The organism is Pseudomonas sp. QLc11A (assembly GCF_052112305.1).
Taxonomy (GTDB): domain Bacteria; phylum Pseudomonadota; class Gammaproteobacteria; order Pseudomonadales; family Pseudomonadaceae; genus Aquipseudomonas; species Aquipseudomonas laurylsulfatiphila.
In genome coordinates, this window is the sequence record NZ_JAVAJJ010000033.1 from 1 (window position 1) to 13933 (window position 13933).

The window sequence follows — 13933 nt, forward strand, 5'->3', positions numbered from 1 at the left end:
TTCTTGACGACCATAGAGCATTGGAACCACCTGATCCCATCCCGAACTCAGAAGTGAAACGATGCATCGCCGATGGTAGTGTGGGGTTTCCCCATGTGAGAGTAGGTCATCGTCAAGATTAAATTCCAAAACCCCAATTGCGAAAGCAGTTGGGGTTTTGTTTTAGTAGAAGTCACCAGTTTTCACCGGCACGTTGATGTTCTAACGGGCTGGTCACAGAATTTCTTGACGACCATAGAGCGTTGGAACCACCTGATCCCATCCCGAACTCAGAAGTGAAACGATGCATCGCCGATGGTAGTGTGGGGTTTCCCCATGTGAGAGTAGGTCATCGTCAAGATTGAATTCCAAAACCCCTGTCTGCTAATGCAGACAGGGGTTTTGTCGTTTCAGGGGTGCTGAAAAGCCCGTTGTGGAGCCTCTCCACAACGGGCTTTCTCACGTCTTGCACCTGCCGCAGCGGGTTACTTCGGTGTGTTTCTGGCCTGGACTTCAGGGCTGTTGAGGTAGCGCGTAATGACCTCGACCGCTCGGTTCAGGTGATGCTCGAGCAACTTCACGGAGCGTTCCACGTCCCGGTCTTTGGCGGCACGCAACAGTGCCTGGTGGTCGTCCTGGGACAGTTTGCCCAGGCCCATGGCTTCCAGGTTGAAACGCAGGAAGCGTTCTTCCTCGTTCAGGCCGTCTTCAACCAGTTTCAACAGTCGGCGATTGGGCGCTCGGCTGTAAAGCGCCATGTGGAACAAGCGGTTGAGCCGGCCGATTTCGGTGTAGTCGCTTTGCGTTTCGAGTTCGTCGATGTAGCGGGCAGCCTGTTCGAGATCTTCGTCCTGGAGCAATGGCACCGAGAGACGCAGGGCCTCGGATTCCAGCAGGATGCGCAGCGCGTAGGTTTCAACGGCGTCTCCCTGGACCAGCGGTGCGACCACGGCGCCCTTATGGGCCACCACGTTGAGCAACGACTGCGCTTCGAGCTGGCGCAGGGCTTCGCGCACGGGCATGCGGCTGACGCCGAACAGGTCGGCGAGGTCCTGCTGGCGCAGGGCCGCACCGCAAGGGATGCGCCCGTCAAGTATCGCCGCGCGCAGGGTTTCTTCGATCACCGTGCGTGCCAGATGTGCGGGAATCGGCCCGTTGACCTTGATACTGCTGAGAGGGTTGGGCTTTTGTGTCACTAAACGCACCCTGAATAATGAAATTTTTTGGATCCAAATGACACTAGTGACTGCCTGACAGCTTGTCAAACAAGTGAACGAATGCCTTTCCTGCAGTTTAGCGCGCCGCCAGTGATCTCATCGTGCCATTGTCTTTTTCCGGACTAACCTTCACCATTCGAGCGACTCTCTCCTGCCTACCCAGGATGCCTCGCATTGGCAGCATGTTTAACGATCCCCCGGATTTTGCGCTGGTTGTGCAGCGCATTGCTGCTGGCTGGCGTGATGCTGGGCAGCTTGAGTGCCGATTGGGACTTTTCCCTGATCAGCCGGCGGGCGCAGGCATTGTACGGACCTCTGGGAGAGGGTCAGCAACGCATTAACGATTGGCAATACTTGTTGGCCAGCCAGAAGCAGATCGGCGAGTCGGAACAACTCAATGTGGTCAATCGCTTCTTCAACAAACAACTGCGATACGTTGAAGACATCGATCTGTGGCATGCAGTCGACTACTGGGAAACCCCGATCGAAGCCCTGTGGAAAGGCGCCGGCGACTGTGAAGACTACGCTATTGCCAAGTACTTCAGCCTGCGTCACCTCGGTGTAGCCAGTGAAAAGCTGCGTATCACCTACGTCAAGGCACTGACCCAGAACCGCGCGCACATGGTGCTGACCTACTACTCGACTCCGGATGCCGAGCCCCTGGTGCTCGACAGCCTGATTGATGTAATCAAGCCGGCCAGCCAACGAAAGGATTTGCTGCCGGTCTACTCTTTCAATGCAGAGGGACTGTGGTTGCCGGGCGCCAAGGGCAACAAAAAGGTCGGCGATACCAAACGTCTGTCGCGCTGGCAGGATGTGTTGAAGAAAATGCAGGCCGAAGGATTCCCGGTCGAGACGACTAACTAGGAGCACGTGCTCAGATGTCTTTGTTCAAACAGCTGTTGATTGCTATCTGTCTGTTCCTGGTGGTCGCCTTCACCGGCAGTTTCATGGTCAGTCTGGAGAGCTCACGCACTCAGTACGTCAACCAGTTGCGCTCCCATGCCCAGGACGCCGCGACCGCGCTGGCGCTTTCCCTGACCCCGAATATCGACGACCCGGCGATGGTCGAGTTGCTGGTCAGCTCGATTTTCGACAGCGGTTACTACGCAAGCATCCGCGTGGTCGATCTGAAGACCGACCAGAACCTGGTTGAGCGTACGGGCATACCGGCGGTCAACAATGTTCCTGACTGGTTCGTCAAACTGATCGGCCTGGAGCCTGCCGGTGGTGATGCGATCGTCAGCCGCGGCTGGGAGCAGGCCGCCCGGGTCGAGGTCGTCAGCCATCCGATGTTCGCGCTGGCCAAGTTGTGGCAAAGCGCCTTGGGCAGCCTGGGTTGGTTGCTGCTATGCGGCGCCGTCAGTGCGGTGCTCGGCGCGCTGTTGCTGCGCCAGCAATTGCGACCGCTGGATTATATGGTCAAGCAATCCCACGCCATCGCCCGACGGGAGTTCCTCAGCCTGCCCGAACTGCCGCGCACTCCCGAGCTTCGCCGGGTCGTGCAGGCCATGAACCAGATGGTCGAGAAGCTCAAGGCGCTGTTCCAGGAACAGGCCGAGCGTAGTGAAAAGCTGCGGGTCGAGTCCTATCAGGATTCGTTGACCGGGTTGGCCAACCGGCGCTATTTCGAGATGCAACTGAACGCCCGGGTGAGCAACCCGGAGCAGGCCAGCTCTGGTTATCTGCTGCTGTTGCGGGTCAAGGATCTGGCCGGCCTCAACCAGCGTCTCGGTGGTCAGCGCACCGATGAAGTGCTCAAGGCCGTCGGTGAGCAACTGACTCGCGAGTGCGCCAAGTATCCGGAAACCCAGAACCTGGTGACCCGTATCCGTGGCGGCGAATTTGCCGTGCTGGCGCCGGGGCTGGTGCGCGAAGAAGCGCTGCAACTGGCGCAAAATCTCGACAACGCCCTGGCCAGTCTGCACGCTACCGGCGCCACTGATGTGGCTGCCGTGGCGTCTATCGGCCTGGCGCCTTTTGCTCACGGTGACTCGCCGCAAGCCGTGCTCAGCCTCGGTGATCAGGCGCTGGCACAGGCCGAAGGTCAGGGCGAGCAGAATTGGGCCTGCCTCGAACACAGCCTCTCGGCCAGTGTCGGCGACGATCACCACGCCTGGCATCAGATGCTCGACCAGGCGCTGACACAGCGGCGCTTCGAGCTGTATTTCCAACCGGTAGTGGCCGCCCAGGACACGCAACTGGTGCTGCATTACAAAGTGTTGTCGCGCCTGCTCGACGAACACGGCCAGACCATCCCCGCCGGGCGTTTTCTGCCTTGGCTGGAGCGCTTCGGCTGGACTGCGCGCCTGGATCGGCTGATGCTCGAGCGGGTGTTGGAGCAAATGAGCGAACATGAGGAGTCGCTGGCGCTGAATCTGTCGTCGGCGACCCTGGGCGACCCGCAGGCGCAAAACAAAATCTTCGAGCTACTGCGTGCGCATTCCAACCTTGGCCCGCGCCTGACTCTGGAGATTGGCGAAGAGCAACTGCCTGATCAGGCGGTGCTGGAGCAACTGACCCGGCGCCTGCGCGAACTCGGCTTCTCACTGAGCCTGCAGCGTTTTGGCGGACGCTTCAGCATGATCGGCAACCTGGCGCGGCTGGGGCTGGCCTACCTGAAGATCGATGGCAGCTACATTCGCTCGATTGATCTGGAGAGTGACAAACGCCTGTTCATCGAGGCGATCCAGCGAGCGGCGCACAGCATTGATTTGCCGCTGATTGCCGAACGGGTCGAGACTGAAGGCGAGTTGTCGGTGATTCGCGAGATGGGGCTATACGGTGTGCAGGGCCAGTTGTTCGGCGAGCCAAAGCCCTGGAAGTAACTCTTAAGAGCTGGATTGTCAGTGATGCCGTCATCGCGGGCAAGCCCGCTCCCACAGGTTTCGAGGTTGTTCACAAAATCGCGGCAATCACCATCTACTGTGGGAGCGGGCTTGCCCGCGATGAGGCTGGGGCAGTCACTGAAGATCAATGATCAGATTAACCCGGTCTCTTCATCATCGATTAATTGGCTCAAGCCACCCAAGGCTTCACGGGCCTGGTTTCGGTCCATGAGTTTGGCCTGGGCCGCCGTCGGCAGGTCGGTGACGCGGATCACGCCTTTCTGGGTCAGCACCTGAATCAAGTCATCGAGTACCCGGATCATCTCCAGGTCACTTTGCTTGAGCTGTTTGAGGCTGTTCTCCACAGCCGCATTGGCAAACCAGGCCTGGATTTCATGATTGTCGGCCTGCAGGGTTTCCGTGGCCTCGGCGTAGGCGGCGGGTTCCACGCGTACCAACAGGCCCTGCGCATCGCGTTGCACGTAAAACATTGAGCATCCCTCAGAATTGAACCAGCGTCTTGCTGACAGCAGCATAGGTCAACTGCGCGCCAGTATGTGGCGCAGCGACGAAATCGTCACCGGGCAGTGGACACAAACGTGACGACCGCCCCGGAAGGGGCGGCCGCTTTCATGCATCAGCTGTTGTTGTGATCGATTTTGATGGTCGGGTCGCTACCGGCAATCAGGTTGTGCAGGTTGGCGCTTGACCAGTTGTTGCCCTCCAGCTTGATCGTCACGTCCGGCGTGGCGGCTGCGGCGTTGCCAGAGTTGAACTGACCGGTCGAGCTGACTTGCAGCGACGACACGCCATCGACCGTGGTGATCTTCAGGAAGTTGTCGATGGTGCTGCCGGTTTCGCCCTGCAACAGATCGCGCAGGTCGATCCGGTCGCCTTCGCTGGCCTTGAAGTCCTTGATCACGTCGGTGCCGGTGTCGCCCGCTTTCCAGACGAAGGTGTCACCACCGGAACCACCGATCAGGATGTCGTTGCCCTGTCCGCCCATCAATGTGTCGTTGCCGGTGCCGCCGAGCAGGATGTCATTGCCCTTGCCGCCGTCGAGGTTGTCGTTACCACCCGAGCCGAACAGGATGTCATTGCCCGCTCCACCCAGCAGGGTGTCGTTGCCGTCATGGGTCCCGGACACATCGAACGCGTTGTAATGCTCGGTGATGTACTGGTGCACATTGCTGGTGGTGACTGTGCTGACGTCCACACCGGATTGCTGCGCCACAAAGGCTTGCATGGCCTGGTAACCCTCACCGGCAATGCCGTTGAAACTCACCAGGTCGCCGAACAGGATGTCGTTGCCTTCGCCACCGCTGACGATGTCGTGACCCGGCATCGTCGCTTCGGTATGGCCGATGATCGAGTTGGCCAGATCCTTCGGATCGATGTTGGTTTGTGGAATTTGATTCGAGTCGTACGGCTTCAGGTCGTTGAGGCTCACTCCGTTGTTGAGGCCAATGGCCTCGACATTCGACAGGTTGCTCAGCAGTGCAAAGCTGCCGGTGGAGTTGCTGGTGGCGTCCCAGTCGGTGCTGCTGCCGTCCCCGTCACGACCAGAGAACTCGTAGGTACCGTCACCCTGGGCATGCAGATAGCCGAAGTCCTTGGATGACCAGCTTGTGCTGCCACTGCCGATGCCGTTGCCGTTATTGCCGTTGCTGCTCTTGGTCCAGACGGTCACGTATCCCGAGGCGGTAATGTCGATCTGGTGCGTGCTGTCGGGGAACAGGCTGATCGCTGTTCCCAGCTGATAGTTGCTCGTGGTGATCAGGCTATCGAGCGTTGTGCTGCCATACAGGGTCGGGTTGGTCGACTCGCCGCTCTGATAGTAAGTCGGCTTGCCGTCAGTAATGAAATACGTGAGGTTCTTCGCCCCGGTGTTGGCCACGGCGTTTGCGCTCTGGAACCAGTTGGCCGTGGTTTTGAACACGTCCTCGTAGTTGGTGCCGCCGCCGGACGACATCGAGTCCAGAGTCGCCTTCAACCGAGTCAGCGCATTCGAGTCATTGAGGTTCACCGACACCGAATTTTTGACCTGGGTATCGAAGTCCACCAGGAAGATGTTCACCGTGCCCGAGTTGCTGCCCAGGCTTTGCTTGAGGGTGTTGAACACCGACGTCAGCGAGTCCCTGGCCGAGTTGATCGACGAGGAACTCATGCTGCCGGAGCTGTCGACCATGAAGGCGATGTTGTAGTTGGTGCCCGGCACCACGGTCAGGCCGCCAATGTCGGCGACGATGACGTCATTGCCGTCGGTGCCGGTGAGGGTGTCATCGGCCGCAGTGGCAGTGACGGCGTTATAGACCGCCGGGTACACGGTCACGGGGATTTGCGAAGTGCTGCTGGCCGAACCGCCGAGGGCCTCGGTGGAGGTCGAGGTCACAGTCAGGTTGAACTGGCCGTTGTAGTACGGTGGTGGAGTGACAGACAGAGAGTTGAGGCTCCAGCCGGTCACGTTGGCCTCGCCACTGGTCGCTGTGACCGTGAATGTATGTCCCGCGCCGTCGGTGAGCACCGAGCCGACTGGCATGCCGCTGATCTTCAGGCTCAGGCTTTCCGAGCCGTCGGTGTCGGTCAGCGCGGTGGTGATGGTGGACAATTTCACACTGGTGCCTTCGGCGCCGGTGTTGAGTTTGTAGCCGTCGTAGTAGCCTTTGCCATTGGTGCCGTGCAAGTCGGACACGGTCACGCCGGCATTCACCAGATCCGTCACGCCAGTGTAAATCGGTACGCCGGCACCGCTCAGGTCGATCGGCGTGCTGCCATTGACCGACAGGTTGACGTCATAGCTGCCCGGGCCGCTCTGGTTGTGGTGGTAGATGTCCAGGGTGTAGTAGCCGTTGGTGGTCGGGGTGAACGAACCATTGAGGTTGCCGCCCGCGCCCCACGTGATCGCGGCGACGTTCTTGCCGCCGATGGTCACCAGCAGGCTGTCATCGCCAACACCGCTGAAGGTGTAGGTCTTGCCGGCTTCAAGGTAGATCAGGCCGGAAGTTTTCGACGCCGTACCGGCGGTCACGCTACCGTCGGACTGCACGTTGGTCACGGTGCCTTTGGAGTTCGGTGTGCCCGCGGCGTCGATCACGTTTTTCAGCGTGGTCGAGTCCGCACCGTTGCCGCTGGTGCCCAGGCCCGACAGACCGGTCCAGACTTCCTTGATCAGCCCGGTGGACTTCACGCTGTTGTCGGCAACGCTCAGGGTCGGGGCATCCGCAACCGGAGTGATGTCGATCTTGATCGTGCCGGTGTTGCCCAGTGCCTGGCCGTCGGTTGGCCGGAACTGAAGTTGCGCGTAGTCAGCCTTTTGGTCGCCAGTGCCGGGGCCGTAACCGTCCACGCCCGACTCGTTCGCATCCGGCGTGAAGCGCAGTTTGCCTGCGTCGATATCAGCCTTGCTGAACGTCTGGTTGGTGGCGACATCTTTCCAGGTCGAACCGTCCAGATACTGCAGTTTGCCCTCGCCCGGCAGCTGGGTGATTTTCACGCCCAGGCTGGTGGCCGGACTGTCAACGTCGCTGACGCCGAAGGTCGACCAGCCGAGAATCAGCGGCGTGTCTTCGGTGCCGGTGACGTTGACCGGTACTGCGACCGGTGCGTCATTGACCGCCACCACGTTGACCGTGGTGGTCGCGGTGTTGGAGTAGTTGCTGCCGTCGGTCACCGTCACGGTGATGGTCCGGGGTACGGTGCTCGGGTTTTCACTGTTGTTGGTGAAGGTGATGTTCTTGATCTGCTGCATGTAGTCGGCCAGCGTCGCGCTACCCGACAGGGTCAGGGTGACGGTGCCATTGGTGCTGTTGGCATTGATGGTGATGCCGTTGACGCTGTTGCCCAGGTTCAGCGCATCACCGTCCTGACGGTTGGTCAGCACGATGGTCGCGCCGGTCAGCAGGGTGCTGTCCGGGTCGGTGATGCTCAGGTCGGTATCGCCGATCGACACGCCAGGACCGGCAGTGTTTTCGGTGAACGTCACCTTGTAGTCGGCCCCGGTGGCGCCGCTGGAGTTGTTGGCGTCGAGATCCAGTGCTGGCGGTGCATCGTTGTCGATGATCGAAGTGCTGACGCTGCCATTGGACGCGCTGATCGCCAGGTTCTCGAAGTTGCCGCCGGTGGCCGAGTCGATCTTGACCACGAAGTTTTCGGTGCCTTCGGTGATATTGTCATTGATGGTCGCGACGTTGAAGTTGGCACTGCTGGCGCCCGCCGGGATCTTCACGGTGTAGACACCGTTGAAGTCAGAACCGTCGGCGGCGGTACCGCTGTAGACGATTTTCAGTGTCACTTCGCTCTGGGCCTGGTGAGTCAGGCTGACGGTGTAACTCGCGGTCTGCCCTTCGGTTACCGAGGTGCTGCCGCTGATGCTGACAGTGGTGGTGTCCTGGAAGTCACTGACGCTGGTCGACACTGGCGTCTTGTCCGTGCCGAGGGTTTCAAGGTTGCCGCCGCTGGCAGCCTTGATTGATTCGGTAACGGTTGGCGCGCCTGTGTAGACGTCGTTGCCCACGGTCACCGGCAGGGTGCCGGAGCTCTGGCCAGCGGCGATGGTGATCACCTTGCCGCTGTCCAGCGTGACGGTGACCGGCGTGTTATGCGCGGTAACCGGGGCACCGTTCTTGTCGGTCAAGGTCGCGGTGTAGGTGATGGTGCCGTTCTCGTCCACGCTCGGGGTGGCGGTCAGGGTCACGGTGGTGGTGTCGTTGACGTCGTTGACCGTGGTTTCCACCGGGGTCTTGATTGGGTTGATCGCTTCGAGGTTGCCGCCCACTGCGTCCTTGATGGATTCAGTGACGGTGGTTGGGCCGGTGTAGACGTCGTTGCCGACGCTGACCGGTAGGCTGCCAGAACTCTGACCTTCGGCGATGGTGATGACCTTGCCGCTGTCCAACGTCACGGTGACTGGACCGTTCTGCGCGGTAACCGGGGCACCGTTCTTGTCGGTCAGGGTCGCGGTGTAGGTGATGGTGCCGTTTTCATCCACGCTCGGGGTCGCGGACAGGGTCACGGTGGTGGTGTCGTTGACGTCGTTGACCGTGGTTTCCACCGGGGTCTTGATCGGGTTGATCGCTTCGAGGTTGCCACCCACTGCGTCCTTGATGGATTCAGTGACGGTGGTCGGACCGGTGTAAACGTCGTTGCCGACGCTGACCGGCAGGCTACCGGAGCTCTGGCCTTCGGCAATGGTGATCACTTTGCCGCTGTCGAGGGTCACGGTCACTGGACCGTTTTGCGCGGTGACCGGTTTGCCCTGAGCATCGGTCAGGGTGGCGGTGTAGGTGATGGTGCCGTTTTCGTCCACGCTCGGGGTCGCGGTCAAGGTCACCGTGGTGGTGTCGTTGACATCGTTGACCGTGGTGGTCACTGGCGTTGTGTTTGGCGACACCAGTTCCAGGTTACCGCCCACTGCGTCCTTGATGGATTCAGTCACGATGGTCGGACCGGTGTAAACGTCGTTGCCGACGCTGACCGGCAGGCTGCCGGAGCTCTGGCCTTCGGCGATGGTGATCACCTTGCCGCTGTCGAGGGTCACGGTCACCGGACCGTTCTGCGCAGTGACCGGTTTGCCCTGGGCATCGGTCAGGGTCGCGGTGTAGGTGATGGTGCCGTTTTCGTCGACGCTCGGGGTGGCGGACAGGGTCACCGTGGTGGTGTCGTTGACATCGTTGACCGTGGTTTCCACCGGGGTCTTGATCGGGTTGATCGCTTCGAGGTTGCCACCCACCGCGTCCTTGATGGATTCAGTCACGATGGTCGGACCGGTGTAGACGTCGTTGCCCACGGTCACTGGCAGGCTACCGGAGCTCTGACCTTCAGCGATGGTGATGACCTTGCCGCTGTCCAGGGTCACGGTGACCGGACCGTTTTGCGCGGTGACCGGTTTGCCCTGAGCATCGGTCAGGGTCGCGGTGTAGGTGATGGTGCCGTTTTCGTCCACGCTCGGGGTCGCGGTCAAGGTCACCGTGGTGGTGTCGTTGACATCGTTGACCGTGGTTTCCACCGGAGTCTTGATCGGGTTGATCGCTTCGAGGTTGCCGCCGTCGGCCGATTTAATCGACTCGGTCACGGTGGTCGGGCCTTGGTAGACGTCGTTGCCGACGCTGACCGGCAGGCTGCCGGAGCTCTGGCCTTCGGCGATGGTGATGACCTTGCCGCTGTCGAGGGTCACGGTCACCGGACCGTTCTGCGCAGTGACCGGTTTGCCCTGGGCATCGGTCAAGGTCGCGGTGTAGGTGATGGTGCCGTTCTCGTCCACGCTCGGGGTGGCAGTCAGGGTTACGGTGGTGGTGTCGTTGACATCGTTGACCGTGGTTTCCACCGGAGTCTTGATCGGGTTGATCGCTTCGAGGTTGCCGCCGTCGGCCGATTTAATCGACTCGGTCACGGTGGTCGGACCGGTGTAGACGTCGTTGCCGACGCTGACCGGCAGGCTGCCGGAGCTCTGGCCTTCGGCGATGGTGATCACCTTGCCGCTGTCGAGGGTCACGGTCACCGGACCGTTCTGCGCAGTGACCGGTTTGCCTTGGGCATCGGTCAGGGTCGCGGTGTAGGTGATGGTGCCGTTCTCGTCCACGCTCGGGGTGGCGGTCAGGGTCACCGTAGTGGTGTCGTTGACATCGTTGACCGTGGTTTCCACCGGGGTCTTGATCGGGTTGATGGACTCGAGGTTGCCGCCCACCGCGTCCTTGATGGATTCAGTGACGGTGGTTGGACCGGTGTAGACGTCGTTGCCGACGCTGACCGGCAGGCTGCCGGAGCTCTGGCCTTCAGCGATGGTGATCACCTTGCCGCTGTCGAGGGTCACGGTGACCGGACCGTTTTGCGCGGTGACTGGTTTGCCCTGGGCATCGGTCAGGGTCGCGGTGTAGGTGATGGTGCCGTTCTCGTCCACGCTCGGGGTGGCGGTCAGGGTCACGGTGGTGGTGTCGTTGACGTCGTTGACCGTGGTTTCCACCGGGGTCTTGATCGGGTTGATCACTTCGAGGTTGCCGCCGTCGGCCGATTTAATCGACTCGGTCACGGTGGTCGGGCCTTGGTAGACGTCGTTGCCCACCGTGACCGGCAGGCTGCCGGAGCTCTGGCCTTCAGCGATGGTGATCACCTTGCCGCTGTCGAGGGTCACGGTGACCGGACCGTTCTGCGCGGTGACCGGTTTGCCCTGGGCATCGGTCAGGGTCGCGGTGTAGGTGATGGTGCCGTTTTCATCCACGCTCGGGGTGGCGGTCAGGGTTACGGTGGTGGTGTCGTTGACGTCGTTGACCGTGGTGGTCACTGGCGTTTTCACCGGATCGATGGACTCGAGGTTGCCGCCGGCGGCCGATTTAATCGACTCGGTCACGGTGGTCGGACCTTGGTAGACGTCGTTGCCAACCGTGACCGGCAGGCTGCCGGAGCTCTGGCCTTCGGCGATGGTGATGACCTTGCCGCTGTCCAGGGTCACGGTCACCGGACCGTTCTGCGCGGTGACCGGTTTGCCCTGGGCATCGGTCAGCGTGGCGGTGTAGGTGATGGTGCCGTTCTCGTCCACGCTTGGGGTCGCGGTCAGGGTCACCGTGGTGGTGTCGTTGACATCGTTGACCGTGGTGGTCACTGGCGTTTTCACCGGATCGATGGACTCGAGGTTGCCGCCCACCGCGTCCTTGATGGATTCAGTGACGGTGGTCGGGCCTGTGTAGACGTCGTTGCCCACGGTCACTGGCAGGCTGCCGGAGCTCTGGCCTTCAGCGATGGTGATCACCTTGCCGCTGTCGAGGGTCACGGTCACCGGACCGTTCTGCGCGGTGACCGGTTTGCCCTGGGCATCGGTCAGGGTCGCGGTGTAGGTAATTGTGCCGTTCTCGTCCACGCTCGGGGTCGCGGACAGGGTCACGGTGGTGGTGTCGTTGACATCGTTGACCGTGGTGGTCACTGGCGTTGTGTTTGGCGACACCAGTTCCAGGTTGCCACCCACCGCGTCCTTGATGGATTCAGTGACGGTGGTTGGACCGGTGTAGACGTCGTTGCCGACGCTGACCGGCAGGCTACCGGAGCTCTGGCCTTCGGCGATGGTGATGACCTTGCCGCTGTCGAGGGTCACGGTGACCGGATCGTTCTGCGCAGTGACCGGTTTGCCTTGGGCATCGGTCAGGGTCGCGGTGTAGGTGATGGTGCCGTTCTCATCCACGCTCGGGGTCGCGGTCAGGGTCACCGTGGTGGTGTCGTTGACGTCGTTGACCGTGGTTTCCACCGGGGTCTTGATCGGGTTGATCGCTTCGAGGTTGCCACCCACTGCGTCCTTGATGGATTCAGTGACGGTGGTCGGACCGGTGTAGACGTCGTTGCCGACGCTGACCGGCAGGCTGCCGGAGCTCTGACCCTCGGCGATGGTGATGACCTTGCCGCTGTCCAGGGTCACGGTCACCGGACCGTTCTGCGCGGTAACCGGGGCACCGTTCTTGTCGGTCAGGGTCGCGGTGTAGGTGATGGTGCCGTTTTCATCCACGCTCGGGGTGGCGGACAGGGTCACGGTGGTGGTGTCGTTGACATCGTTGACCGTGGTGGTCACTGGCGTTTTCACCGGATCGATGGACTCGAGGTTGCCGCCCACTGCGTCTTTGATGGATTCAGTGACGGTGGTCGGACCGGTGTAGACGTTGTTGCCCACGGTCACCGGCAGGCTGCCGGAGCTCTGACCTTCAGCGATGGTGATGACCTTGCCGCTGTCGAGGGTCACGGTGACCGGACCGTTCTGCGCGGTGACTGGTTTGCCCTGGGCATCGGTCAGCGTGGCGGTGTAGGTGATGGTGCCGTTCTCGTCCACGCTTGGGGTCGCGGTCAGGGTCACCGTGGTGGTGTCGTTGACATCGTTGACCGTGGTGGTCACTGGCGTTGTGTTTGGCGACACCAGTTCCAGGTTGCCACCCACCGCGTCCTTGATGGATTCAGTGACGGTGGTTGGACCGGTGTAGACGTCGTTGCCGACGCTGACCGGCAGGCTACCGGAGCTCTGGCCTTCGGCGATGGTGATCACCTTGCCGCTGTCGAGGGTCACGGTCACCGGACCGTTCTGCGCAGTGACCGGTTTGCCCTGGGCATCGGTCAGGGTCGCGGTGTAGGTGATGGTGCCGTTTTCGTCGACGCTCGGGGTGGCGGACAGGGTCACGGTGGTGGTGTCGTTGACGTCGTTGACCGTGGTGGTCACTGGCGTTGTGTTTGGCGACACCAGTTCCAGGTTACCGCCCACTGCGTCCTTGATGGATTCAGTGACGGTGGTTGGACCGGTGTAGACGTCGTTGCCGACGCTGACCGGCAGGCTACCGGAGCTCTGGCCTTCGGCGATGGTGATGACTTTGCCGCTGTCGAGGGTCACGGTGACCGGACCGTTCTGCGCGGTAACCGGGGCACCGTTCTTGTCGGTCAAGGTCGCGGTGTAGGTGATGGTGCCGTTTTCGTCGACGCTCGGGGTGGCGGTCAGGGTCACCGTGGTGGTGTCGTTGACATCGTTGACCGTGGTTTCCACCGGGGTCTTGATCGGGTTGATCGCTTCGAGGTTGCCGCCGTCGGCCGATTTAATCGACTCGGTCACGGTGGTTGGACCGGTGTAAACGTCGTTGCCCACGGTCACTGGCAGGCTACCGGAGCTCTGACCTTCGGCGATGGTGATGACCTTGCCGCTGTCCAACGTCACGGTGACTGGACCGTTCTGCGCAGTGACCGGTTTGCCCTGGGCATCGGTCAGCGTGGCGGTGTAGGTGATGGTGCCGTTTTCATCCACGCTCGGGGTGGCGGTCAGGGTCACCGTGGTGGTGTCGTTGACGTCGTTGACCGTGGTTTCCACCGGGGTCTTGATCGGGTTGATCGCTTCGAGGTTGCCACCCACTGCGTCCTTGATGGATTCAGTGACGGTGGTCGGACCGGTGTAGACGT

4 protein-coding genes, 2 rRNA genes and 1 pseudogene are annotated in these 13933 nt (G+C 61.1%); 4 read left to right on the plus strand and 3 right to left on the minus strand.

The genetic code is table 11. The features are described 5' to 3' along the window. Window positions 1-2 precede the first annotated feature (2 nt). Window positions 3-118: ribosomal RNA gene (rrf, locus tag Q8X48_RS29510) — 5S ribosomal RNA — on the plus strand. A 106-nt stretch (window positions 119-224) separates the two neighbouring features. Then, window positions 225-340: ribosomal RNA gene (rrf, locus tag Q8X48_RS29515) — 5S ribosomal RNA — on the plus strand. Window positions 341-464: 124 nt separating this feature from the next. On the opposite strand, the gene Q8X48_RS29520 is transcribed toward rrf (Q8X48_RS29515), so the two are convergent. After that, window positions 465-1175 carry a GntR family transcriptional regulator gene (locus Q8X48_RS29520; RefSeq protein WP_407802645.1) on the minus strand — a complete coding sequence of 237 codons (711 nt, stop codon included), beginning with the start codon at window positions 1173-1175 and terminating at the stop codon, window positions 465-467. A 195-nt stretch (window positions 1176-1370) separates the two neighbouring features. Between Q8X48_RS29520 and lapG the strand changes: the two genes are divergently transcribed. Both lapG and lapD read left to right on the plus strand, forming a co-directional pair. After that, on the plus strand, window positions 1371-2063 hold the full coding sequence (gene lapG / locus Q8X48_RS29525; RefSeq protein ID WP_407802646.1) for a cysteine protease LapG: 693 nt from the start codon (window positions 1371-1373) through the stop codon (window positions 2061-2063). Window positions 2064-2077: 14 nt separating this feature from the next. Then, window positions 2078-4024, plus strand: coding sequence for a cyclic di-GMP receptor LapD (gene lapD / locus Q8X48_RS29530; RefSeq protein ID WP_095968269.1), 1947 nt, complete (start codon window positions 2078-2080; stop codon window positions 4022-4024). Between the two features lie 152 nt (window positions 4025-4176). Here the strand turns inward: lapD and Q8X48_RS29535 are convergent, their stop codons facing one another. Beyond that, the gene (locus tag Q8X48_RS29535) at window positions 4177-4515 is read right to left on the minus strand and encodes a tryptophan synthase subunit beta (protein WP_095968268.1); all 339 of its coding nucleotides are present in this window, start codon (window positions 4513-4515) and stop codon (window positions 4177-4179) included. Between the two features lie 146 nt (window positions 4516-4661). After that, window positions 4662-13933: pseudogene (locus tag Q8X48_RS29540) on the minus strand (LapA family giant adhesin); the annotation flags it as partial.

Bases quoted from the DNA above. Each gene is read 5' to 3' on its own strand.
- Q8X48_RS29535 (WP_095968268.1), bottom strand. From the start codon at position 4,515: ATGTTTTACGTGCAACGCGATGCGCAGGGCCTGTTGGTACGCGTGGAA.
- lapD (WP_095968269.1), top strand. From the start codon at position 2,078: ATGTCTTTGTTCAAACAGCTGTTGATTGCTATCTGTCTGTTCCTGGTG.